Origin of the sequence: Brevibacterium sp. S22 (assembly GCF_004745485.1) — a bacterium.
Lineage (GTDB): Bacteria > Actinomycetota > Actinomycetes > Actinomycetales > Brevibacteriaceae > Brevibacterium.
In genome coordinates this window covers 378,863-402,134 of sequence record NZ_RHFG01000001.1, presented here as the reverse complement: position 1 = coordinate 402,134, position 23,272 = coordinate 378,863, and the positions used below count along the sequence as shown (strand labels likewise).

Here is a 23,272-nt window from a genome sequence, read left to right as displayed (position 1 = left end):
GTCAGACCTCCGCTCCTGGCAGCGATTCGATGAGTGACCGTGTGTATTCGTGTTGCGGCGCAGTGATCACGGCTTCCCGTTCCCCGGACTCGACGACGACCCCGTTCTTCATGACGACGATGGTGTCCGCGACTGAGGAGAGCACGCCGAAGTCGTGGGTGACCAGCAGCACAGCGAGGTCGAGATCATCGCAGAGTTCACGCAGCAGGCGGAGGATGCCCGCCTGAACGGTGACATCGAGTGCGGTGGTCGGTTCGTCGGCGATGAGGACCTTCGGGTCGCAGATGATCGCTGAGGCGAAGGCGATGCGCTGCAGCTGTCCGCCGGAGAACTGATGCGGGTACTTCTTCACCGCTTCCTCCGGGTGGGGAACTCTGGTCCGACCGAGGATCTTGATGGCTTTGGTCAGGGCCTCTCTCTTCGACACCTTCTGGTGGTGGCGAAGGTGGTCAGTGATCTGGTCGCCGACACTGAGCATGGGGTGGAACGCTGAAGCCGGGTCCTGAAACACCATGGACAGCTGCACTCCGCGCAGACGGTTGTGTTCCTTGGCGGGCATGCCCACCAGTTCGACTCCGTCGAAGCCGATGCTGCCGCTCAGCTCCGCGCCCGCGGGGGAGAGCCCCAAGATGGCCAGGCCGGTCTGGGTCTTGCCGGAGCCGGATGCTCCTGCGACTCCGGTGATGCGACCTGCCTCGAGCTCGAAAGAGACGTCTTTGAGGATATGAGCAGTCTGCTTGCTCGTGGTGACTGACAGATTGAGATCTCTGATGCTGATCATGCTCATGACGTCGTCTCACCAACTTCCTGCGCGGTATGCGGGTCAAGACTGTCGCGCAGACTGTCGCCGATGAAATTGAACGCCATGACGATGGTGAGGATGCAGAGCCCGGGGAAGAACGCGATCCACCAGGCCGCGAACTGAGAGACTCCTTCGCTGATCATGGCACCCCAATCGGGCGTCGGCGGAACAGCACCGAGAGACAGGAATGACAGTCCCGCCATCGTGAGAATCGCTGAACCGACATCGAGGGTGGCGAGCACGACCACAGGAGAGATGACGTTCGGGGCGATTTCGCGAGCCAGAGACCTGCCCGCGCTGAAGCCGAGCAGGCGCCCGGCGATGACGTATTCGCTGCCGCGGGCGGTCATCACCAGCGACCTGGTGACACGAGCGTAGGACGGCCACGAGACGAGCAGGATCGCGATGATCGCATTCTTCAGTCCCGGGCCGAGTGCGGCCGCAATGACCATGGCGAGGATGATTGTGGGGAAGGCGAACACCAGATCGGCGATGCGCATGATGATCTCGTCGACGGCTCGACCGAAGTATCCGGCGATGGCGCCGAGGACCGAGCCGAGCAGCGCCGAACAGATGACGACGAACACCGCGGCGGGCAGAGTGGTTCGGGCGGCAAGGAGGATCCGGGAAAGCACGTCTCGGCCCAGGGTGTCGGTGCCGAGCAGGTTCTCACTGCTTGGGGCCGAGAGCCGGGGGAAGTTCTGGGCCAGAGGATCGAACGGGGCAAGGAGCGGTGCGAAGATCGCCACGATCAGCCAGATCACGAGGATGCCCGCGCCCACGAACCCCAGTGGGGTGCGCAGGGCCTTCGGGAAGCGGATCTGCCACCTCTTCAGCCCCGGATCGACAGGATCGCGCGATACCGCCTCGGTGTTGGTGGGGGCATTGTCGGAATGCTTCGGGGTGCCGATGCTCATCTCACCCTCACTCTCGGATCCACGAAGCCGTAGATCAGGTCGACGATGAAGTTCACGAGGATATAGACGATGCCGATGACGAGTCCGACGCCCATGATGACGGGCAGGTCCAGTGTGGTCGCGCCGCGGTAGGCATATTGGCCGATTCCGTTCCAGGCGAAGACGGTCTCAGTCAGCACAGCACCGGAGAGAAGGGACCCGAACGCCAGACCGACGACGGTGATGATCGGGACCAGCGCACCGCGGAAGATGTATTTGAAGACCACGGTTCGTGCCGGCAGCCCCTTCGCCTTGGCAGCGGTGACGTAGTCGAGTCTGATGATGTCGAGGACGCTGGAGCGACTGAATCGCGTGAGCAGCCCGATGGTGAAGAGCGCGAGAACGCACGAGGGCAGAACGAGGTGGCCGAGCGCGTTGGTGAATGTCGCCAGCTGACCGGCCAGAAGGGAATCGACGGTGTAGAGGCCGGTCACCTTCGGCGGAGGAGTGATCCATGGATCGAGGCGTCCGGCTCCGGGGACGACTCTCAGTTTGAAGAAGAACACGAAATAGGTGACGGTGGCGATCCAGAACGTGGGTGCCGAGATGCCGATGAGGCTGAGTGTGCGGATCGCGTGGTCGACGAGGCTGTTCTGTTTGAGAGCGCTGAGCAGACCGAGCAGCAGGCCGAGGATCACGGAGATGAGAATCGCTCCGATGCCGAGTTCGATCGAGGCGGGGAAGACCTGCCCGATCGAGGCGAGCACGGGTGTGCGGGTCTGGTTGGAGACGCCCAGGTCTCCTTGGAGCAGATTGCCCAGGTATGTGAAGTATTGGACGAGGAGTGGTTGGTCGAGTCCGAGCTTCGCCCGAGTCTGCGCGACGATCTCGGGGTCTGCCGCAGCCCGGTCGCCGAGGATGGCGGCGACCGGGTCGGTGGGCACGAGGTTGGTGAGCAGGAACGTCACGACCGTCACGCCCCAGATCAGGATGATCGAGATCCCGATCCGGACGAGGATGAAACGGAGCAGCGGATGGAGCTTCGGCGGTTTGATTCGCTGCGCCGCATCCGTCTCATCCGACGCGGTTGCGACTTCACCACCGTGTGGCGCCGTGGTGGCTTCCGCCATCCTCACTCTGCCTTTGCGAAGTCGAACGAGACGTCGGCGTTGGACACGAACTTCGTGATGCTCGAACCGACGGCGACGGTGTCGACCGGCTGGACGAGCGGGATCCACACCGCGGTGTCGGTGGTCGCCTTGAACAGCTTCGCGTAGGCGGCATCGCGCGCATCGCCCTTCGCCTCAGCCGCTTCATCCGCCAGCTTCTTCAGCTTCGGGTCTTCGTTCCAGTTCACGCGTTCGGCAACGCTGCCGCCGGGGATGAAGACGTTGTAGTTCGTCGGATCGGGGAAGTCGGCACCCCAGGTCCCGATTCCCATCGGCTGTTTGGCCGAGCGGAAGCCGTCGAGCTGAGTGGAGCTCGGAGCAGGTTTGAGGTCGAGGTTGATGTCGGCTTCCTTCAGCTGAGCCTGCAGGGTCTCGGCCAGCTGCGCGAGGTCGACTCCGTTGACGGCCTGATCACTCGAGTAGTGGAAGGGGACCTTCTCCCCGTCGTAGCCGGCCTCCTGCAGCAGCTTCTTCGCCTTCGCGAGGTCGCGTTCAGGAGCTTCGTCCTCGGCGACGGCACCGACGAACTCATTCGGCACGAGGCTGGCCATGCGCTGCGATCCTTCACCGGCGAGGTCGATGAGTTTGTCGTAGTCGATCGCAGCCATCACAGCTTTGCGGAAGTTCGGATCAGCTGCGGGGCCGCCGATCTTCTCATCTGCGTTGTTGAAGATGTACAGGCTGCGGGTCGAGGGCAGGCTGGAGATCTTGCCCATGGATTCGTCGATCTGCCCCGCCTGATCAGAGTTGAGGTCGTAGGCGACCTGAGCCTGACCCGACTGTAGATCTGTCAGCTGAGTCTCTGCCGAGACATTCCGCAGAACCACTCGTTTGTACTTCGGTTCGGGGCCGTTGTAATGCTCGTTCGCGGTCAGCACGACCTGACTGTCGGCGTCGTACTTCTCGACCTTGTACGGTCCCGATCCCTGAGAGTTCTCGTTGAGGAACTGTTCGGCCCCGTCTTCTTCGTCTGTGGTTCCCTCGTTCTCCTTGACCACCTTCGAGTTCACGATCCCGATCGAGGAGTTGGGGAGGATGTAGGGCAGTGCAGGATTGGGTTCTTCACTGGTGAGCTTGACCGTTTGATCATCGACCTTCTTCACTGTGACCCCGTCGAGGAAGAACGAGGGGTTGCCTTTGATTCCTTGGAGGCGTTCGAAGGAGAAGACGATGTCGTCGGCGGTGACGGGGTCACCATTGGAGAATTTCGCATCCTCATCTTTGAGGGTGAGCGTCATCTCCTTGCTGTCGTCGGACATCTCGAAGGAGCAGAGTCCATCTGTCGGCTTCGTGAGGTCACCGTCCTCGAATTCGAGAGCCGTCTGGTAGATGGCGGTGTCGATCGTCGAGCCGGTGAACTCGAATTGCCGGTGCGGGTCGATCGTCTTGAGGTTGAAGGCGGTCTCGGCCACGATCGTGTCGCCGGCACCGCCGGCTTCGTCGGAGCCGCTGCTGCAGGCGGCAAGCCCGGCGGTCAATGCGAGGGTGGAGCAGATTGCGACGAAATTGCGGGTCAGACGCCTCATGTGTGATCTCCCTAACAGTAAGTGTTGTCAGTCACATTAGGGTCGAAAGGCCTCGCATGCAATTCAACCTGCCACAAAGCTGGGCGATTTCCGCTGTGCATTTCCGCCAATGCCTCAACCGGCGATATGAGGCGTCTGATCTGATGCGCGGGTGGCCACATCGGCGGAGGGGTCCGAGGGCGCTTGGCAGAAGTCTGCGCGCATCACCCGAAACTGGCCTGGGACAGTCCGAGAACTGCGTCGGTCTGGGAATGAGAGCGGTCGACCGCCTCGGCGGTCCAGTCGCTGCGATCGAGGTCGGGGACCGCCTCGGCGATCTGGGACCTCCAGCCGTCGTGCCACTGGGCAGGGAAGGCCTGCTCGAGCAGATCGAACATGATCGGCACCGCCGTCGAAGCTCCGGGGGACGCCCCGAGGAGGCCCGCGACCGATCCGTCGGCGGATACGACGAGTTCGGTGCCCTGCTGCAGGGCGCCGATCCTCTTCGGGTCCGGTTTGACCAGCTGCGCTCTCTGTCCGGCCGGCAGCAGCGTCCACTCATTGCGTCGGGCGAGCGGAAAGTAGCGCCGCAGCTGTGCGAACTTCCGCGATGGGCCTGCCGCGAGCTCCTTGATGAGGAATGACACGAGACTGAGGTTCTGCAGGCCGGCCGCCGCGATGACATGCAGGTTGTCGGGCCTGACGGTTGTGAAGAAGTCCGAGAGGCGACCCTGCCTGAGCAGCTTCGTGCTGAAGGTCGCATACGGACCGAACAGCAGATGCTCCTTGCCGTCGACGACTCGCCGGTCCAGATGCGGCACCGACATCGGCGGGGCACCCACATCGGCCTGTCCGTAGACCTTCGCCTCATGGCGGGCGGCGACCGCTGGGGTCGAGCACCGGTAGAAGGCGGCTCCGACCGGAAGCACCGCATAGCCGCGGACTTCGGGGATCTGCGCTTTCTGCAGGAGTCGGAGCGCGAAACCGCCTGCCCCGACGAACACGGTCTTCGCGTGCACCGCAAACGGCCCCGTCGAAGTCGAACCACTGACCGTCCAGCCCGAGGTGCTCGGGTTGAGCCCGGTCACAGTGTGTCCGCTGCGCACCTCGGTGGTCCCGATCCTCAGCAGGGCTTCGGTCAGGGCCCCGAAGTCGACATCGGTGCCTCGCGGATGACGGGCGGCAGCCAGCGGTTCATCAGTGTCGGCTCGCCCCTCCATCGTCAGCGGCGCCCACCGCGCAATCGTGGCCGGATCCTCCGAGTACTCCATTTCGGATAACAGCGGATCGGCGCTTAAGGTCTCGACGCGTCGGCGCAGGTAGCTCACGTCCGCTTCGCCGAAGACGAGGTTCATATGCGGAGCCGAATGGATGAACTCCGACGGGTCGAGAAGTCCGAGTCGGACGAGATGGGCCCACCATTGCCGGGTGAGATGGAACTGTCCGGCGATCTCTGCAGGCTTCGTCCCGTCGGTGGGATCGGGCATGTAGTTGAGCTCGCAGTAGCCCGAGTGCCCTGTGCCGGCATTGTTCCATGGGTCGCTGCTCTCTCCGGCGATGTCCTCGGCTCGCTCCAGAATGAGGATCCGCAGATCAGGGTCGAGCAGGGTCAGCATCGAGCTCAGTGTCGCGGACATGATGCCCGCGCCGATGAGGGCGACATCGGCATCGGGAAGCTGGGTGGTGTGCTGGGGGCTCGCAGTCATGTCCTCACCATGCGCCCGAATGAATCATCCGTCCAATGAACTATTGGAACTGTATGATCCGTATATGGAACGATCATCCGATGCTCGAACGGCGCCGCTGACGGCTCTGCGGGAACTCGTCGAACTGGCCGATCAGGATGGTCACCTGACCGAGGCCGCCGCCGCTCTCGGCATACCGCAGTCCACGATGAGCCGCCGTATCCGCGCACTCGAGAGCCACCTCGGTGTGCCGCTGACCGTCCCGCGCGGCCGGGCGATCGGACTGACGACGGCGGCATGGGATCTCGTGGACGCGGTGCGCACGCCCCTGACCGAGATCGGCGCGGCGATGGTCGATATCGCCGAGGCGGCCGACCCCGAACACGGCACGATCCGGTTCGGATTTCCGCTGACGATGGGCGAAGGTGAGGTGCCCGACCTGCTGGCCGCCTTCAGAAGTCAGCATCCGGGCATCCGTCTCGACCTCAAACAGGCCCATGGCGCCGAGCTCGTCGCCGATCTGCAGAAGGGCACCCTCGATCTGGCGATCATCATTCCGCCACCGGCGGAGGTCCCACACGAAATCGTCGCGAACCAACCAATCGTCGCTGCGGTACCCGCCGACCATCGTCTCGCCGATCGGGCCGAGGTCACCTTGGCGCAGCTGGCAGAAGAGGAGTTCATCTCCACCCCTGCGACGTACAACCTGCGGGAGCTGACTGACCGATGGTGTGATTCCGCTGGCTTTGTCCCGCAGGTCAAGATCGAGGTGACGGAGTTCTCCACGATCCGCGAGTTCGTCGGAAGAGGGATGGGCGTGGCGCTCATCCCTCGGGCGGTGCGCCCGATGGACTCGATGGTCGAAGTAGAGCTGCGGGGGCGCGGCTATGTCCGTGATATTGCGCTGTGTACGGCAGTGCGCCGTCCCGGCCGTGTGGTCCAACGGTTGCGAGACTTCATTGCAGGGTGGCATCTGAGCAGGTGAGACCGGAGCGGTCGGTTTCATGCTGCTGATCGGATTCGCTGTCCTCGCAACTCCGATTCCGGCGTGGGCTCCGTTCGTCCCGACAGAAATCATCTGACATTCCAACCGCACAGAGTAGCCGCCGACTCCGATCGCAATTCGACCTTATTCGTCAACGCTCTCGGGGATGGAAGCAGGCCCAGTGCGCACAGCCGTCGGCTGAGAGTCTGCACGGGCGAGTAAGAGGGCGCCTGGGGAAGGATCAGCGGGGCGAAGAGTCAACTCAGAGATCACCGTGAAGCCGGCGTCGCGCATCCACTGTGCGACGGCGTTCGGCGGTCTCAGGAAGCTGTCGATGCTGACGGGGCGACCGGAATGCCCCCGTGACGTGTGTTCCGCACCGTCTCCGACGTGGAATCCCACGAGCAGCAGTCCTTCGGACCGCAGAATCCGCCTGAACTCTTTCATGACGCCGGGCATGGCACTGTCGGGAACGTGCACAATCGACCAGAAGGCGACGATTCCCGCCAGCTGTGCATCCTCTGTGCTCAGCTGGGTCATCGTGCCGATCTCGAAATGGCATGAGGGATGATCGTGGCGAGCGATCTTCAACATTCCAGGAGAGATGTCGATGCCGAAGGCGTCCACTCCCAGCTCATTGAGATAGCCGGTCACGTAACCTGTGCCGCAGCCGACGTCGGCGACGCGATCTCCCGTGCCCTCGCCGATCAGCTCCGCGAAGACGCGAAGACTTGACCGAAGGTGGGGGCTGCCCTCGAGCAGCCCGTCCACTTCACGGGCGTAGCTTTCGGCGTCGATGTCGTAGTCCCTGCGGATATCGTCCAACCAGCTGGAGTCAGACGATGGAGCCTCGCCGAGGCTGCCGACCGGACCGGTCGGTTGCCGCAGGTGAGTGAGCAGTCGGGGAATCACCGTGCTCCACTGGCTCGGAGGAGGAGCTTCGTGGCCCGTTCCCTCGAGCATGAGAATGTCGCAGTGGGGGATCATCTCGGCCAGTGTCCGACCATGTGCTGCGGGAAACAACGGGTCTGTGGTGCTGTGGATGACAAGCGTGGGAGCGGCGATGGCGGCGGGATCGATGTCAGGACCTGCGGCGATGAGAAAGTGATTGCTCATCGACGATTCCATATCCGTGGTCCGATCGACCTCAATTTCTGCGATTTCGCGGGTTCGACGGGCGTCGAATCCCGACGAACCCCCGTACGGGCGTTCGATCTCGACGCGATGTTCCACGACGGCGGCGCGGTCGGTCCAGTCGATGTCCGGTGGATCTGCGGCGAAGGTCGATCGAACTTCCGCTGTCGGTGGAGGCAGATGCCCGGGGTCTCCTCCAGCAGGGGAAGACTCCATGAGCGTCAGTGTGTGCACCCGCTCGGGGAATCGGACAGCGATGACCTGGGCGATGCCACCTCCCATCGACAGTCCGATGAGATGAGCGGACGCGATTCCGAGCTCGTCGAGGATGCGAAGGGGATCGGTGACGAGATCCTCTCCGGAATACCTTGGGTGACCGGGCGTACTCGAAGTCGACCGGCCGGTGTCGCGATGGTCGTAGCGGATGATCTGAAAGCCCTGCCCACTGAGCATCCGGCAGAAATCGGGCGTCCACCAGTCCATCGACTGCCCGCCGCCGGCGATGAGCAGCACTGCTTCATCCTGACGCGACCCGAAGCGATCCACAGCCAGCTCGATGCTGTCGAACTTGACGAGTTCCACCTGACGCCCCTGTCGGAGATGGATGAGAATATGCCAGATTCTACACGGCCCTCACGCCCGCGAACGCGTCAGCAGGCAGACGCGGTACAGGGTGCCGGTGAGGGCGACGACGCGAGAAGCATCGACTCGGATGAGGCCGGCATCAACCACAGTGTGCGCAGGATGTCGGCCGGCAACCGTTGGTGAGGGCCGGTCCGCAGATTGCATGTGTTCGACAATCGGCAGTATCCGCCCAGGTGGGATGGCTGCAGATGAGCGGGTGTGTGATGTGCAGCACTTATGTCAGTGACGACGGATATGGTGAACCCGCAACCGTAGGATGGGACCGGGACGAGGAGGAGCAGATGAGATTCATCGCCACGGGGGACTGGCAGCTGGGCATGACTGCGCACTACCTCAGCGAGGAGGCGCGACCGAGATTCCACCGTGCCCGCCTCGACGCAGTCGCCCGCATCGGTGCGCTCGCCGCCGAGAACCACGCGGAGTTCGTCCTCGTCTGCGGTGACGTGTTCGAAACCAACCAGCTCGACCGGGCGATCATCGCCCGCACCTTCGAAGTCCTCAACGCGTTCACAGTTCCGGTCGTGCTCCTCCCCGGCAACCACGATCCTTTGGACGCCGCGTCGATCTATGACTCCCCGGCCTTCACCTCACAGGTGCCCTCTCACGTACACGTCCTGCGCGGCAGCGATCCCTTCGCCGTCGTCCCCGGAGTCGAGATCGTCGGAGCGCCCTGGTTCTCCAAACATCCCCAAGGGGATCTCGTCGCCGCGGCGACGAATGACCTCGCCGAGGTGGCTGCCGGTGATATCCGCATCATCGCCGGTCACGGAGCGGTGAGCGTTCTCGACCCGGATCGGGAATCGCTTGCCACGATAGACACCGACCATCTGCGGGCGTTGTTGCACGAGGACCGCGCCCAGTTCGTCGCGCTCGGTGATCGGCATGCGACCTTCGAAGTCGCCGACCGCATCTGGTACCCCGGAGCGCCGGAAGTGACCTCTCGTCGAGAGACCGATCCGGGCAATGTGCTCCTCGTCGAGATCGACGCCGACACTCATCGGGCTGAGGTCGAGAAGATCCACGTCGGCACATGGGTCTTCTCAGTCATCGAAGCAGACCTCAATTCTGCTGACGACGTCACTGATTTCGAAGAGCGGATGAACGCCGTTCCCGACAAGGACCGCACAGCGGTGTGGCTGATCCTGCGCGGCACTCTGCCGACAGCGGCGAAAGCGCGTCTCGACGAACTGTTCGAACACTTCTCCGACCTGTTCGCCCTCGTCTCGCTCTGGGACCGGCACATGGACCTGGCGGTCGTCGCCGCCGATGAGGACTTCGCCGACCTCGGACTGAGCGGATACCTGCAGGAGACCCTCGAGGAACTCTCCACCCGGGCCACAGCAGACGACGACTCAGCAGTCACGGCCCAAGACGCACTCGGACTGCTCTTCCGATTCGCCAGGAGCCGTTCATGAGACTCCATTCCATTCGCCTCACCGACTACCGGGCCATCAGCGACGCCACCGTCGACTTCAGTGCTGGAGTGACGATCGTCGAAGGGCCGAACGAAGTCGGAAAATCTTCGATCCACCAAGCCATCACACAACTGCGCGAGGACAAAGACAGCTCCCGCAAGGCCAGTGTCAAAGACACCCAGCCGGTCGGCTCCGACGTCGGCCCACAGGTCGAACTGCACCTGAGCACCGGGGACTACGAAGTCCGGTACCGCAAACGCTGGATCAAACAGCCTTTCACCGAACTGAGCATTCTCCGGCCCGTCCCCGAACAGCTCAGCGGCAGCGAGGCACACGAACGGTTCTTGGCGATCTTGGACGAAACCGTCGACGTCGACCTGCTCGACGCCCTCGATGTCGCTCAAGGCCGCAGCCTCGATCAGGCATCGTTGGCCGAGATCAAGGCCTTGCACGGTGCTCTGGGCGAGGCGGGAGAGGAACCGGCTGACCACGATGCCTTCCTTGACAGAGTCGAAACCGAATACCTGAGATTCTTCACGGCCAAAGGCAAAGAGACTGGCGAGCTGCGCAGGCTCACCGAGGAACTCCCCGGAGCCGAAGAGCAGTACCGTGAGCTGGAGGCTCGCAGCGCGGATATGGACGCGCTCGTCGAGAGGCATGCTCGGGCGAAGGACCGGCTGAAGAGTGTGCACGCTCAACTGGAATCGGCAGTGACCGAACGCGAAGACGCCGAAGAGGCTGTGCAGGCCCTGACCGGGCTCAAGAACGAGCTCGACCGAGTTCTCGAACGCGCAGGTGCCGCACAGCGTGAACGCCAGCGCGCAGAGGAGACTCGCGACCGACGCCAGGCACTCATCACCGAGGTGACCACTGCGGAAAAGGCGGTGAAGACTGCCGAAGACGCACTCGAGAAGGTCACGGCCGCACAGCAGGAAGAGGACTCGTCGCTCGCCGAGGCGCAGAAGGGCCTCGAAGTCAGGCAGACCGAACTCGTGACTGCTCAGGAAGAGGCGAAGTCCGCATCCGCCGATCTGGCTCGGGCCCGTGCACGCAGAGAAATCGACTCTCTGCGGAAGAGACTGGCCGATATCCGCGAACAGGAACGTCGAGTCGCCGAGGCCAAGGCGACGATCGGGTCGATCACCGTGACCGCAAAGGACGTCGAGAACCTCGGCGGCCTGATCACCGATCTGCGGATTGCGCAGAACGGGAAGACCGCGGCCGCCGCACAGATCGTCGCCCGCCGCCTCGGCGAGACCGCAGTGAGCATCGACGGATCCGAAGTGCCGAAGGATTCCGCTGAGGAATTCGCCGTCACCGCGGAATTGCAGATCCTCGTCGACTCCGTCGTCGATATCACCGTGCGCCCAGGGCAGTCGCCGGCGGAACTCGATCGGGCTCTCGAATCCGCGCAGACCCGACTCGACGCCGAGCTCGACCACCTCGGCGTGACAACGCTCGAACAGGCACGCGAACGCAGTGAGGTGCGCACCGACGCCGAGGCTGTGCTGGCAGAAGCCACATCGACTCTGCGTGTGCTCATCGGAGACGACGACCGAGACCGACTCGATGCTGCACTGTCCCGGGCCGAGCATGTGGCGGGAGACCCAGGGGAACCGACTGAATCAGCGCCCTCGATCGGCGACCTCGAAGCGCGAGTCGAATCGACGACGGCAGCCGTCGATGACGCTGGTGCGGGAGTCGAGGCCGCCAGGACCACTCTCGAGCGCATTCGCGTCGACCGAGATGAAGCGCGCGTGGCAGCAGTGCGGGCGCAGTCGACGCATGAGCAGGCGGCGTCGACGCTCCAGAACCTCAGCACCCGTCTGCACTCGGACAGGGAAGCGAACTCCGACGAGTCACTCGACGACGCTCTGTCTGCAGCCGTGACGACTCTGACACAGGTGGAGGATGAGGCCGCTGCCGCACGTTCTCAGTACGAAGCCGCCGATCCCGAGACCCTGGAGATGCGGCTGCAGAACGCTGTCGAGCTCGTCGAGAGCAAACAGAGGCAGCAGGAGAAGGACCGCCAGGAAGTCGACCAGCTCTCCGCACTCATCGATGATCGGGCGGCCGAAGGCATCTACGACAAGCTCAAAGCCGCGGAGCAGACCGTGGAATCCATTCGGTCGAAGCTGGCCCGCCTGCAACGGCAGGCGAATGCGATCAGGTTGCTGCGTGACACCGTGCTCACGCACAAGGAAGAGGCCCAGCGGAGATACGTCGCTCCGTTCAAGGATGCGATCGAGAAGCTGGGACGGGTGATCTTCGGCCAGGGACTGTCGGTGGAGATCTCTGAGAGCCTCGAAATCGTCTCTCGCACACTCGACGGACGCACCGTCGCCTTCGACGCACTCTCGGGCGGGACGAAGGAACAGCTGGCGCTCATCGGTCGCCTCGCCGTGGCCACCCTGGTCGACGAGGATTCCGGCGCCCCTGTCATTCTCGACGATGCTTTCGGCTTCTCCGACGAGAAGCGTCTGGCCGCGCTCAACGTCATCCTCGGCAATGTCGGTCGTCAGGCTCAGGTCATCCTGCTCACCTGCCAGCCTGACCGCTTCGGCTCTATCGGCGGCGCCGAAACAGTCAGCCTCGCGTGAAGAGAGGCATGGCGGGTGGGCGAGGCCGGTGACGTGCGAGGCGCAGTCAGTGAAGTTCGAGGCGCAGCCGGTGGACCAAACCGACCCGGTTCGGTGAGTGGAGAATCAGCAGACAAGTCTCCATGCGATAACCTGAGGTCATGACCGACAAGATCTACGCCGATGAAGTCATCGTCGGCTGCTCCGGCGGCGGATACTACCGCACGCGGTGGATTCCCCTGGTCTCATTCAAATCGATCCGCTTCGGCGCCTATCGTTTTCAGCGCTGCCCGGTCCACGGCCGCTGGGAGTTGGCGGGCATCATCGAGGACGAAGACCAGACTCCGGAGATCATCAGCGAGGCCGATCAATATCCAGCCTCCCGCATCCCCTGACCGACAGGCATCGCGGTCCCCGAGCCCCTGACCGACTAGCCTCGAGGTCTCGGAAGCCCTGTCCGACAAGCATCGAGGTCCTCGAGCCCCTGTCCGACAAGTATCGAGGGCCCGGAGTCCCGTCCGACAGGTGTCGAGACCTCCGACTTCTCCGACCGACTCCCGTGAGGGGTGAAGCAGTGGTCCGTGCACGCAGACCACACTTCGTCCCCTGCATCTGTTTCGATCCAGATGCAGGGGACGAGGTGTGATTGGGCAGCGCACCAAATGTGGGAGCGTCTGCACCAAAGGTGATGTGAGGCGTGTCCCTGGACTCAGTCGCGGAGGCGCCGGCGGCAGACAGACTCAGTGATCAGCCGCTGGTGCCGAGGATCTGCCGCAGTCAAGGCGCCCAGCCGCCCGGCGCCCAGCCGCAGTCAAGGGGCCCAGCCGCCGGGGCCCTGTCTCAGTCAGTGGCCCTCGCTGCTGCTTTGGCCGCTTGGGCGGCTTCGACCGCATCGGCGCGGATGGTCCGCCGCAGGATCTTGCCGGAGCTCGTCTTCGGCAGCTGATCGATGAACGTCACCCGGTGCGGAGCCTTATAGGAAGCGAGCTTCTCTCGGCAGAAGGTGATGATCTCCTCTGCGGCCGCCTCGGCGCCGGGCTGCAGGGTGACGAAGGCCGCCACGTCCTCTCCGCGGTAGTCATCGGGGATGCCCACAACAGCAGCCTCCTGCACAGCAGGATGCGTGTAGAGCACATCTTCGACCTCACGCGGCCACACCTTGAAGCCGGACGCGTTGATCATGTCCTTCTTCCGGTCGACGATGAACAGCCACCCGTCCTCATTCATGAACCCGACGTCGCCGGTGTGCAGCTCGCCGTTCGGGATCTGCTCGGCCGTGGCCTGAGGATTGTTGAGGTAGCTGGAGACCACCTGCGGCCCGGAGATCGCAACCTCGCCGACCTCTCCTGGACCTACGGGCTGACCATCATCATCGAGGATGCGGATCATGACGTCCGGCTGCGGCAGACCACAGGCGAGGTTCCCGCTGTCCGGATCGACCGGGGCCTGGAAGCCGTTCGGTACGGTGGCGACCTGAGCGCAGGTCTCCGACAGTCCGTAGCCCTGACCGACATAGATCTTCGCGCGGTCCTCGAACTTCTTGACCAGCCCCTCCGGCAGGGGAGCCCCGCCGGACATCATCGACTTGAACGAGGCGAACTTGGCCGGGTCGAAGTCCGGATGCGCCATCAGGGCGGTGTAGACCGTGGCGGGCCCGGCCATATAGGCAGGTTTCTCCGCAGCACACAGGGCGATGAACGAACCGGGCTCGAACCGGTAGTTGAGGATGAGTCGCGCGCCACCGGCGACCGCGGCGAGGAATTGGCAGATGAAGCCGGTGATGTGGAACAGCGGGGCAAGGGTGAGATAGCCGTCGCCGGGGCCGAGCACGGGGTTGCGCAGACAGTAGCGCGAATTGCTCGAGATGTTCGCATGTGTCGCCGCCGCGCCCTTCGACCGTCCCGAGGTGCCCGAGGTGTAGGCGATGAGAGCGAGGTCGGACGGTGTGGGGGAGTATGGTGTGAATTCGGTGTCGAGGTTGTCGTCGACGACAGTCGCGAAATCGGGCAGATCGGGGATCTCGGGAAGCTCAGCGAACATTGAGAAGATCGCGTCCGGACCGTGCTTCTGGAAACTGCGATCGTCGCTGAGGACGACGAGCGGCAGACCGCTGGCATAGTCCTTGACCCGATCGAGATAGGCGGCCTTCGACACGATGAGTCCGCTGATCTCCGAGTCCGCGAAGATGTGTTCGAGTTCGCCGCGATACATCGGATTGAGCGGCACCACGGCTCCGCCTGCCTTCCAGGTGGCATAGGTCGCGATGACGAAGGCCGGGGTGTTCTGGTCGTAGATGCCCACACGAGCCCCGGGTGCGATTCCGCGGGAGGAGAGGAACGCCGCGAACGCCGTCGTCCACCGATCGAATTCGGCCCAGGTCAGTCGGAAGCCGTAGTAGGTGAAGGCCTCTTCGTCACCGCGAGCAGCGACGGTCGCGGCAAGATCCGCAAGCGGCGTCGAGTCGGGCAGGACATAGGGCTCGTGTGCGAGATCGCCCAGTGTCGTGATCCAGGGGCGAGTGTCATACCAGCTGTTCGTCATCGAACATCCTTTCGCAGGCAGTACCGGACCCGCACAGATCGCTGCGGGTCCGGTGGGGTCTCACTGTATCGCGGAGAAGACGACCTCAACCACGATATTTCTTGATCTCATTGCGGGCGATGGAACGTTTGTGCACCTCATCCGGCCCATCGGCCAGACGCAGAGTGCGCATATGCGCCCACATCCGAGCAAGCGGGAAGTCCTCGGTGACTCCGCCGCCGCCGTGGACCTGAACAGCCCGATCGATGACCTTCAGCGCCATCGTCGGTGCGACCACCTTGATTTCGGCGATCTCGTTCTTCGCCACCTTGTTGCCGTACTTGTCCATCATGTCCGCGGCATGCAAAGTCAGCAGGCGGGCCTGATCGATCTCGATCCGGGATTCGGCGATCCAGTCCTGGATGTTCGAACGGCTTGACAGCTTCTCACCGAAGGTCACACGTGATTCGGCGCGCCCGACCATGAGCTCGAGTGCCCGCTCGGCGGCTCCAATGGCGCGCATGCAGTGGTGGATGCGGCCCGGGCCCAGCCGTGCCTGACTGATGGCGAAGCCTTCGCCCTCACCTTTGAGGATGTCTTTGAACGGCACAAGCACGTTCTCGAACACGATCTCAGCATGACCCTCCCGATCTGCGTAGCCGTACACGGGTAAATTGCGCACGACTGTGACACCCGGGGCATCGATGGGCACGACGAGCATCGACTGCTGCCGGTGCACTTCAGCGCTGGGGTCGGTCTTGCCCATGACGATGAGCACCCGACAGTTCGGGTGCATCGCGTTCGAGGCGAACCATTTGCGGCCGTTGAGGACGAAGCCGTCATCGGTGCGTTCCATGCTCATCTCGACGTTGGTCGCATCGGAGCTGGCCACAGCCGGTTCGGTCATCGCGAAGGCCGAAGCGATCTTTCCCTCAAGCAGGGGACGGAGGTACTTCTCCTTGTGCTCATCGGTGCCGAAGACCGTGAAGACCTCCATATTGCCCGTATCCGGAGCGTTGCAGTTGATCGCTTCAGGGGCGATCTCCATGCTGCGGCCGGTGATCTCGGCCAGCGGAGCGTATTCGAGGTTCGTCAGGCCCGGACCCCATTCCGGGTGCGGGTGGAAGAGGTTCCACAAGCCCTGCTTCTTCGCTTCGGCCTTGAGATCTTCGAGGATCTGGGGCTGCGTGTGGGGGCTGGCCGCCGCGGCCATCTGCTCAGAGTAGATCGGCTCGGCCGGGTAGACGAAATCGTCCATGAACGCGTTGAGGCGCTCCTGATACTCGCGTCCGCGTTCGCTGATTTCCAACACGTGGGCTCCTTGTCTCTCGGTGGATCTCACACAGCTGTGAGGTTCGGTCTCAGTCGGGCCTGGCTCGGTGGCGAGGCTCCTGGTCACGTTTCGTTGAGTCGGGTTTGGTAGCGGGACATTCCGCGCAGCCAGCGGTCGTAGTCGGTGCATTTCATCCGGTACATCTCGAGGACTTCGGGATGCGGCAGGATGAGGAACTGCTCGTGCTCGACGGCGTCGAGGACGATGGTGGCCACCTCGGCGGGTTCCAGGACGATTCCGGCCGAGGTCACAGCCCTCTGCGCAGCACCTCCGTCGGAACCGGCATCGTCGAGCAAATTCGTGTTGACGCCCATCGGGCAGATCACCGAGGCGCGGATTCCATCGTCGCGGTAGGTCATGGCCAACCATTCGGCGAAACCGACCGATGCGTGCTTGGTCACCGAATACGCGGCCGATCCGATCTGCGTGAGCAGGCCCGCCGCCGAGGCGGTGGCAACGAAATATCCGGAACCGGCTGCCCGCCAGCGGGGGACGAGCGCTTGGGCCGCGCGGATATGAGCGCGCATATTGACGTCGATGATCGCGTCCCAGTCCGCGTCAGTCTCCCCGAGCATCGCCGGACCGATGATCCCGGCATTGGCGAAGTACAGATCGATCCCGCCGAGGCGGTCGTCGGCGAAGTCGATGAGCGCACCGATTCCGTTCACCGAGGATACGTCCCCAATCCACGCGGAGGCGGAGGCACCAAGTGCAGCGGCAGTGTCGCTGACATCGGGGGAGAGATCGGCAAGGACGACTGCTGCTCCGCGGTCGATGAGTTCGGCGGCCAATGCGGCACCGATCCCTCCTGCGGCCCCGGTGACCACTGCACGCCTGCCGTTCAGCGTCGAGGTCATGATCTCTCCAGCAGGTCGAGCGCCTGACGGGCCAGCTCTTCGACACCGGCACCGGCCTCCTCAGGGTCGATATCGAGGTCACCCATCTTCCCGGTCGCCAGGCGAGTGTAGACGCCTTCACGAATACAGGCGAGCTTCCATATCGCAAACGCCGAATAGTAGCCGACATCGTGGACTTCGTGACCGCTGGCTTCCTGATAGCGGTCGATGAGTTCGTCTGCGGTGGGGAATCCGTCGTCGGTCTGGGGCACCCAGATGCTTGTGTACTCTTCGGGAACGGTGAGCATGGCGACGAAATAGCCGAGGTCGGTGAGCACCTCGCCGATGGCTGTCAGCTCCCAGTCGACTACGGCGTTGACCGCCCCAGAGGGCGCAAAGATCATATTGTTCGGTTTGAAGTCACCGTGCGCGATTCCCACGGGTGAGCCCGCCGGGTCGGGCATCGCCTCCAGGAGCACATCGTGGACCTCGTGGATGATCGGGGTCTCGCGCATCGCGATCGCCTCGACCTGACCGATCCACCGGCGCAGCTGTCGGTCAATGAGTCCGCCGGGCCTGCGCAGGTCGTCCAATCCGACGGCATCGACGTCGACGGAATGGATGGCCGCCAGCGCGTCGACCATGCCGAAAGCGCAGTCGCGGCGGTTTTCGGCAGGGATGGATTCCCACTCTGCGGGGGTGTTGATGGGGAATCCGGGGCAGTGGTCCATGAACACGAACGGCACGTCAAGGATCTCGGGGTCATCGACGATATCGAGGACGGTCGGCACCGGGACACTGCTGTCGTTGAGTGCTGCCATGATCCGCCCCTCGCGGGCGACGTTGTGCGCACTGCCGCCCTCGTGGCCCAAGGGCGGACGACGCAGGACCCACCGCGGACTGCCGTCGACGACGATGGTGAACGTGAGATTCGAGCGACCGACCGATATCACGTCGACGTCGAAATCGGTGATCCCGAATTTCCGCTCGATCCATCTCCCGATGCTGTCCGCATCGAATCCTGCCGGTGCTTGTGTCATCCTTGACCTTCCCGAGTGAACAATCGTTCAGTAGAGTTCACAGTATTCATCCCAAGCAGGGGAGTCAAGCTGTGAAAGTGACCACGGTCATAGTCCCTCGATGTGATAGAGGTGTGATGACCGCCGAGACCGGAGCCGATCGGCTCCGTGTGAACCAAAACGTTAGTGAGGAAGCCATGAAAGCCATTCGCGTCACTGCTCTGACCGGTCCCGACGATGTGGAGCACCTTGATGTGGAGCGCCCGGTCCCGGGGTCGGGGCAGGTGCTCATCAAGGTCGCGTATGCCGGAGTGACGTTCCCCGAAGTGCTGCAGACCCGTGGGATGTACCAGGTCAAGCACGACCTGCCCTTCACTCTGGGGTCCGAGGCTTCGGGAGTCGTCACCGAGGTGGGGCCGGACTCCCGTTACTCCGTCGGTGACCGTGTCGCCGCGATCACCGGGAAGGGCACTTTCGCCGAATATCTCATCGCCGATGACGAATCCGCTGTGAAGGTCCCGGACTCGGTCTCTCTGGCCGCCGCCGCGGGAATGCCGATGAACGTGCTCACCGCTGACTTCGCACTGCGTCTGCGCGCGAATGCCCAGCCGGGCCAGAGCCTCCTCGTCCACGGTGCCGCAGGCGGACTCGGTTCGGCCGCCGTGCAGTTGGGCTTGGCCATGGGACTCGAGGCCATCGCCGTCGTCTCGACCCAGGCGAAGGCCGAAGCGGTGCGGGAGCTCGGTGCGACGCACGTCGTCTTTGCCGACGACTTCAAAGACGCCACGAAGGAGATCTATCCGGGCGGCGTCGACTTCGTCTTCGACCCAGTCGGGGGAGACCGCTTCACCGACTCGACGCGAGTGCTCGCTCCGTTCGGTCGTCTCCTCGTTCTCGGTTTCACCGCCGGAGAGATCCCTTCGATCAAGGTCAACCGACTGCTGCTGAAGAACATCTCCGTCGACGGAGTCGCCTGGGGTGCGGCGACATGGGGTCACTCGAGCTATATCCACGAGCAGTGGGAGGCCGTTCTCGACCACGTCGCCGCAGGCAGTCTGAATCCGCGCATCCACGCGAACTATCCTCTGGCCGAGGCCTCCTCGGCGATCAATGAACTCGACGAACGCTCCGTGATGGGCAAGGTCCTCATCGAGGTCGCCGGAGAGTAGCTCGCTCTACTTCTTGCGATGGCGCTTGGCGATATCCCGTCCGATGAGTTCCTTCATCACTTCGTTCGCTCCGCCGAAGATCGCTTGGATGCGGTTGTCCTTGAAGACGCGGGCGATGGGGAATTCGAGCATGTAGCCGTAGCCGCCGAAGAGCTGCAGACAGCGATTGACGACCTCGATCTCGAGATCCGAACCCAGATACTTCGCCTTCGCAGCGTCGACCGCGGTGAGGTCTCCGTCATTGAGTGCCAGCGCGCACCGGTCGACGAACGCCTCCAGCGCATCGACGCGGGTCTCGAGCTCGGCGAGTTCGAAACGGGTGTTCTGGAAATCGCCGATGGTCTGCCCGAAGGCAGGGCGGTCGAAGACGTATTCGACCGTCCACTCCAGCGCCGCCCGCGCCGATGCCAGAGTCCCCGACCCGATGAGGAGGCGCTCAGTGGGGAGATTGACCATGAGGTGGATGAACCCCTGGTCGAGTTCGCCGAGGAGGGCATCGGCGGGCACCCGGACGTCAGAGAACGAGAGTTCGGCGGTGTCTTGGGCATCCATACCGAGCTTTCTGAGTTTGCGGCCCTTCTCGAAGCCGTGTGTGCCGGCGTCGACAATGAACAGCGAGGTGCCCTGAGCGGCCTTGGCTTCCGGGTTCGTGCGGGCGACGACGATGACGAAATCGCAGTGTATGCCGTTGGTGATGAAGGTCTTCGCGCCGTTGATGACCCACTCGTCGCCGTCGCGGACTGCCTTCGTGGTGATGCTCTGCAGATCCGAGCCGGCATCCGGCTCTGTCATGGCGATCGCGCCGATCATATCGCCCGAGGTCAGCCCCATCAGGTACTTCTCTTTCTGGGCCTGAGTGCCCAGCTTCATCAGGTAGCCGGGAACGATGCCGTCGGAGACGCCCCAGCCGCTCGTGGCTGCACCGACCCCACGGCGAGCGACCTCTTCGGCCCGCACCATCTCGAACCGGAAGTCAGAGACACCGCCTCCGCCGAACTCCTCTGGGATGGCCAGGCCGATGATGCCTGACTGCGCCGCCTTGCGCCACATCTCCCGATCGACGAGATGGTTCTCATCCCATTCATCGAAGTGGGGCACGACTTCACGATCGAGGAAGGCTCCGACCGAGCCCCGGAATGCTTCGTGATCTTCGTTGTACAGATTCCTCTTCACCGAATGTGTCCTCTTCTGAAGCGGCGGTCGCCGTGTGGCGGGCCGGAGTGCCGGTCATCGGACCGGGGCGAATGTGTGGCCCCCGTCACTGATCATGCGTTCAGTCTGGCAGCCTCGTGAAAAACAGTCAATGCAGACTGGAAGTGTGAGATAGTCGGAAGGGAATCGAGTACTGCCGTAAGATCACGGCTTCGAACAGAGCCTGCGCCGATCATGACGGAAAGGGAACTGATGGATGTCAGCAGTCAGTCGGAGCGGACCGCGCTGTCGCGCGAGCTCATCCTCGACGCCACGATCGAGTGCCTGCTGAGTGAAGGCTATTCTGCGACGACGACGGTGAGAGTCCAGTCGATCGCGGGAGTCAGCAGGGGGCGTCTGCTCCACCACTTCCCGTCGAAGCAGGATCTGCTCACGGCCGCGGTCAGCCGCCTCGGCGAGCAGAGACTCAGCCGGCGACTGGAGGACCAGGACGATGACTTCGGCCGCATGCTGGAATCGGAGCGGCCCGCAGCTGACGATGTCGAGGCACGCAGCGATTGGGCGATCCGGACCCTGTGGACCGGTCTGATGCATGGCAGCTTCTTCTCCGCCCTCGAACTGTGGACGGCTTCGCGCACCGATGACGAATTGGCCGCGAACATTCGTGAGCACGAGAAGTTCGTCCTCGACCGAGTCAGAGACAACGCCCGTGAGCTCTTCGGCCCGATCATCACTGAAGGCCCGGAATTCGACGATGTATTCACGATGATCTTCGCCAGCATGCGCGGAATGGCTGTGACCTACACCTTCTCCCGGCGGGACTCGCATTGGGAGCCGATGCTCGCCACCTGGCAGCGGACCGCACGAACGCTGTTGTTGAGTGCGGCTCCGGACTGACCCCGGCGGCACAGAGAATCACCGACTCTGCAGGACGAGAGTTCGTCCGGCGGAGTCGGTGGTCTGTCTCCGTCACCGGGCCCGCATCAGTCGCCTGGGCCCGGTTCGAGCGCGGGGTGGGTCATTTGGTGTCGCCGACGAGCTCGGATTCGTCGAGGACGACGTCAGCGCCGGTCTCGGGAAGGCCGCAGCCGCGCAGCGAAGCACCATTCGTCTCCTTCATGAAGATCGTGGCGACGAAGCCGATCACACATGCGGCCATGACGAGATAGGCGGGAACGATGGTGTTGCCCGTCGCCCCGATGAGGCCATCGCTGATCGACGGAGCGGTACCGCCGAACAGAGCGGTCGAGACGTTGTACGAGATCGCGAAGCCTGCGAAGCGAACCGGCCCGGGGAACATCGCCGGGAAGGTCGCCGAAATCGTCGAGATCTGCGGAATGTAGAGGACTCCGAGGACGGCCAGGCCGATGAGCGCCCAGACGAAGCCGTTGGCCATGAGCATGAACATCGGGATCGCGGCGACGAAGAGTCCGATGAGAGAGAAGTACCAGACGGGCTTGCGTCCCACCTTGTCCGAGAGCATGCCGCCGAACGGGATGAGGAGCATCATGAACGCCTGAGCAAGGAACATGACGGTCAGCGAGGCGTTCGGGCTCATGCCGACCGGGTCCTGCAGGTAGGTGGGCATATAAGACAGCAGCGTGTAGTTGACGACATTGACCGCCACGACCATGCCGCCGAGGATGAGCAGCTGCTTCCAGTGGTCGGTGAAAAGGGTTCGGAAGACTTCCTTGACTGTCTTGTCCTGTCCGCCGTTGTCGAGCTCCTCATAGACAGGCGACTCGTCGAGCTGATTCCGCAGGTAGAGGCCGACAACGCCGAGGACGCCGGCGAAGACGAACGGAATCCTCCATGCCCAATCCGTCATCGTCTCTTCTCCGAGACCCAGCTGGAGGAGGAGGACGAACAGCGAGCCGGCGGCCATTCCTGCCAGAGTGCCGAACTCGAGGAAGCTGCCGAAGAATCCGCGGCGGTTGTCGGGGGCATATTCGGCCATGAAGGTCGCGGCGCCACCGTATTCACCGCCCGAGGAGAAGCCCTGAATGACTCGGAGCAGAACGAGAATGATGGGTGCGGCGACGCCGATCGTGGCGTAGGACGGCAACAGGGCGATGCAGAAGGTCGAGCCGGCCATGAGCAGAATCGTCAGCGCCAATACGCGCTTGCGACCGAGGCGATCGCCCATCGGACCCCAGACGATGCCGCCGAGAGGGCGGAAGATGAACGACACGGCGAAGACCAGCAGCGCCATGAGCTTTGCGTGGTCGCCGGGGAAGAAGTGCTGGGCGAGGTAGGTGACCGAGACGGCGTAGAGGCCGTAGTCGAACCATTCGGTCGCATTGCCCAGCGCCGAGGCGGCGACGGCTTTACGGACGGTCTTGAGATCGGGTTCGGTCGGGGATGTCGGTGATGCGGATCCTGAGGTATTGGGGATGCTCATGAATTCCTCCACTCATGCGGATCACTG

At 63.3% G+C, this 23,272-nt stretch carries 18 protein-coding genes; 6 read left to right on the top strand and 12 right to left on the bottom strand.

Annotated elements, in window-relative coordinates:
• Position 1: 1 nt before the first annotated feature.
• From EB835_RS01985 to EB835_RS01965, 5 genes are all read right to left on the bottom strand, one after another.
• Positions 2–787 (bottom strand): ABC transporter ATP-binding protein, encoded by a 786-nt coding sequence (locus tag EB835_RS01985; protein WP_135807792.1) that lies wholly within the window; start codon positions 785–787, stop codon positions 2–4.
• The gene (locus tag EB835_RS01980) at positions 784–1,719 is read right to left on the bottom strand and encodes an ABC transporter permease (protein ID WP_135807791.1); all 936 of its coding nucleotides are present in this window, start codon (positions 1,717–1,719) and stop codon (positions 784–786) included. The genes EB835_RS01985 and EB835_RS01980 overlap by 4 nt, the downstream gene beginning before the upstream one ends.
• A complete protein-coding gene (locus EB835_RS01975; protein ID WP_240688494.1) occupies positions 1,716–2,828 on the bottom strand; it encodes an ABC transporter permease in 1,113 nt (370 codons plus the stop codon). The genes EB835_RS01980 and EB835_RS01975 overlap by 4 nt, the downstream gene beginning before the upstream one ends.
• Positions 2,829–2,830: 2 nt before the next feature.
• Positions 2,831–4,393: an ABC transporter substrate-binding protein gene (locus EB835_RS01970; RefSeq protein WP_135807790.1), complete on the bottom strand. Its 1,563-nt coding sequence runs from the start codon at positions 4,391–4,393 to the stop codon at positions 2,831–2,833.
• A gap of 203 nt (positions 4,394–4,596) precedes the next feature.
• On the bottom strand, positions 4,597–6,078 hold the full coding sequence (locus EB835_RS01965) for a malate:quinone oxidoreductase (protein ID WP_135807789.1): 1,482 nt from the start codon (positions 6,076–6,078) through the stop codon (positions 4,597–4,599).
• Between the two features lie 64 nt (positions 6,079–6,142).
• On the opposite strand from EB835_RS01965, the gene EB835_RS01960 reads away from it, so the two are divergent.
• Positions 6,143–7,042 (top strand): LysR family transcriptional regulator, encoded by a 900-nt coding sequence (locus EB835_RS01960; protein WP_135807788.1) that lies wholly within the window; start codon positions 6,143–6,145, stop codon positions 7,040–7,042.
• 144 nt (positions 7,043–7,186) lie between these two features.
• On the opposite strand, the gene EB835_RS20385 is transcribed toward EB835_RS01960, so the two are convergent.
• Positions 7,187–8,758, bottom strand: a complete 1,572-nt coding sequence (locus EB835_RS20385) for an alpha/beta fold hydrolase (RefSeq protein ID WP_205749836.1) — start codon at positions 8,756–8,758, stop codon at positions 7,187–7,189.
• A gap of 344 nt (positions 8,759–9,102) precedes the next feature.
• On the opposite strand from EB835_RS20385, the gene EB835_RS01950 reads away from it, so the two are divergent.
• From EB835_RS01950 to EB835_RS01940, 3 genes are all read left to right on the top strand, one after another.
• Positions 9,103–10,236, top strand: coding sequence for a metallophosphoesterase family protein (locus tag EB835_RS01950; protein ID WP_135807787.1), 1,134 nt, complete (start codon positions 9,103–9,105; stop codon positions 10,234–10,236).
• Positions 10,233–12,836, top strand: coding sequence for an ATP-binding protein (locus tag EB835_RS01945; protein ID WP_135807786.1), 2,604 nt, complete (start codon positions 10,233–10,235; stop codon positions 12,834–12,836). Before EB835_RS01950 ends, EB835_RS01945 begins: the two co-directional genes overlap by 4 nt.
• 140 nt (positions 12,837–12,976) lie before the next feature.
• Complete coding sequence (locus EB835_RS01940) at positions 12,977–13,210, top strand: hypothetical protein (protein ID WP_135807785.1); 234 nt, start codon at positions 12,977–12,979, stop codon at positions 13,208–13,210.
• 445 nt (positions 13,211–13,655) lie between these two features.
• On the opposite strand, the gene EB835_RS01935 is transcribed toward EB835_RS01940, so the two are convergent.
• From EB835_RS01935 to EB835_RS01920, 4 genes are all read right to left on the bottom strand, one after another.
• The gene (locus tag EB835_RS01935) at positions 13,656–15,356 is read right to left on the bottom strand and encodes a class I adenylate-forming enzyme family protein (protein ID WP_135807784.1); all 1,701 of its coding nucleotides are present in this window, start codon (positions 15,354–15,356) and stop codon (positions 13,656–13,658) included.
• An 85-nt stretch (positions 15,357–15,441) separates the two neighbouring features.
• The gene (locus tag EB835_RS01930) at positions 15,442–16,647 is read right to left on the bottom strand and encodes an acyl-CoA dehydrogenase family protein (RefSeq protein WP_205749835.1); all 1,206 of its coding nucleotides are present in this window, start codon (positions 16,645–16,647) and stop codon (positions 15,442–15,444) included.
• Between the two features lie 83 nt (positions 16,648–16,730).
• The gene (locus EB835_RS01925) at positions 16,731–17,525 is read right to left on the bottom strand and encodes an SDR family oxidoreductase (protein WP_135807782.1); all 795 of its coding nucleotides are present in this window, start codon (positions 17,523–17,525) and stop codon (positions 16,731–16,733) included.
• On the bottom strand, positions 17,522–18,544 hold the full coding sequence (locus tag EB835_RS01920) for a phosphotransferase family protein (protein ID WP_135807781.1): 1,023 nt from the start codon (positions 18,542–18,544) through the stop codon (positions 17,522–17,524). Before EB835_RS01920 ends, EB835_RS01925 begins: the two co-directional genes overlap by 4 nt.
• A 176-nt stretch (positions 18,545–18,720) precedes the next feature.
• Here EB835_RS01920 and EB835_RS01915 point away from each other — a divergent pair, with 176 nt between their 5' ends.
• Entirely contained in the window at positions 18,721–19,692 is a 972-nt protein-coding gene (locus tag EB835_RS01915) for an NADPH:quinone oxidoreductase family protein (protein WP_135807780.1), read from the top strand.
• A gap of 6 nt (positions 19,693–19,698) precedes the next feature.
• Here EB835_RS01915 and EB835_RS01910 read toward each other — a convergent pair whose 3' ends face one another.
• Positions 19,699–20,865, bottom strand: coding sequence for an acyl-CoA dehydrogenase family protein (locus tag EB835_RS01910; protein WP_135807779.1), 1,167 nt, complete (start codon positions 20,863–20,865; stop codon positions 19,699–19,701).
• Between the two features lie 231 nt (positions 20,866–21,096).
• On the opposite strand from EB835_RS01910, the gene EB835_RS01905 reads away from it, so the two are divergent.
• Positions 21,097–21,741, top strand: a complete 645-nt coding sequence (locus tag EB835_RS01905; RefSeq protein ID WP_168216596.1) for a TetR/AcrR family transcriptional regulator — start codon at positions 21,097–21,099, stop codon at positions 21,739–21,741.
• Between the two features lie 121 nt (positions 21,742–21,862).
• Here the strand turns inward: EB835_RS01905 and EB835_RS01900 are convergent, their stop codons facing one another.
• A complete protein-coding gene (locus EB835_RS01900; RefSeq protein ID WP_135807777.1) occupies positions 21,863–23,245 on the bottom strand; it encodes an MFS transporter in 1,383 nt (460 codons plus the stop codon).
• Positions 23,246–23,272: the final 27 nt, after the last annotated feature.

Excerpts from the sequence above, each read along its gene's own strand:
- EB835_RS01985 (WP_135807792.1), bottom strand. The coding sequence starts at position 787 with ATGAGCATGATCAGCATCAGAGATCTCAATCTGTCAGTCACCACGAGC.
- EB835_RS01980 (WP_135807791.1), bottom strand. The coding sequence starts at position 1,719 with ATGAGCATCGGCACCCCGAAGCATTCCGACAATGCCCCCACCAACACC.
- EB835_RS01975 (WP_240688494.1), bottom strand. The coding sequence starts at position 2,828 with ATGGCGGAAGCCACCACGGCGCCACACGGTGGTGAAGTCGCAACCGCG.
- EB835_RS01970 (WP_135807790.1), bottom strand. The coding sequence starts at position 4,393 with ATGAGGCGTCTGACCCGCAATTTCGTCGCAATCTGCTCCACCCTCGCA.
- EB835_RS01965 (WP_135807789.1), bottom strand. The coding sequence starts at position 6,078 with ATGACTGCGAGCCCCCAGCACACCACCCAGCTTCCCGATGCCGATGTC.
- EB835_RS01960 (WP_135807788.1), top strand. The coding sequence starts at position 6,143 with ATGGAACGATCATCCGATGCTCGAACGGCGCCGCTGACGGCTCTGCGG.
- EB835_RS01950 (WP_135807787.1), top strand. The coding sequence starts at position 9,103 with ATGAGATTCATCGCCACGGGGGACTGGCAGCTGGGCATGACTGCGCAC.
- EB835_RS01945 (WP_135807786.1), top strand. The coding sequence starts at position 10,233 with ATGAGACTCCATTCCATTCGCCTCACCGACTACCGGGCCATCAGCGAC.
- EB835_RS01940 (WP_135807785.1), top strand. The coding sequence starts at position 12,977 with ATGACCGACAAGATCTACGCCGATGAAGTCATCGTCGGCTGCTCCGGC.
- EB835_RS01935 (WP_135807784.1), bottom strand. The coding sequence starts at position 15,356 with ATGACGAACAGCTGGTATGACACTCGCCCCTGGATCACGACACTGGGC.
- EB835_RS01925 (WP_135807782.1), bottom strand. The coding sequence starts at position 17,525 with ATGACCTCGACGCTGAACGGCAGGCGTGCAGTGGTCACCGGGGCCGCA.
- EB835_RS01920 (WP_135807781.1), bottom strand. The coding sequence starts at position 18,544 with ATGACACAAGCACCGGCAGGATTCGATGCGGACAGCATCGGGAGATGG.
- EB835_RS01915 (WP_135807780.1), top strand. The coding sequence starts at position 18,721 with ATGAAAGCCATTCGCGTCACTGCTCTGACCGGTCCCGACGATGTGGAG.
- EB835_RS01905 (WP_168216596.1), top strand. The coding sequence starts at position 21,097 with ATGGATGTCAGCAGTCAGTCGGAGCGGACCGCGCTGTCGCGCGAGCTC.
- EB835_RS01900 (WP_135807777.1), bottom strand. The coding sequence starts at position 23,245 with ATGAGCATCCCCAATACCTCAGGATCCGCATCACCGACATCCCCGACC.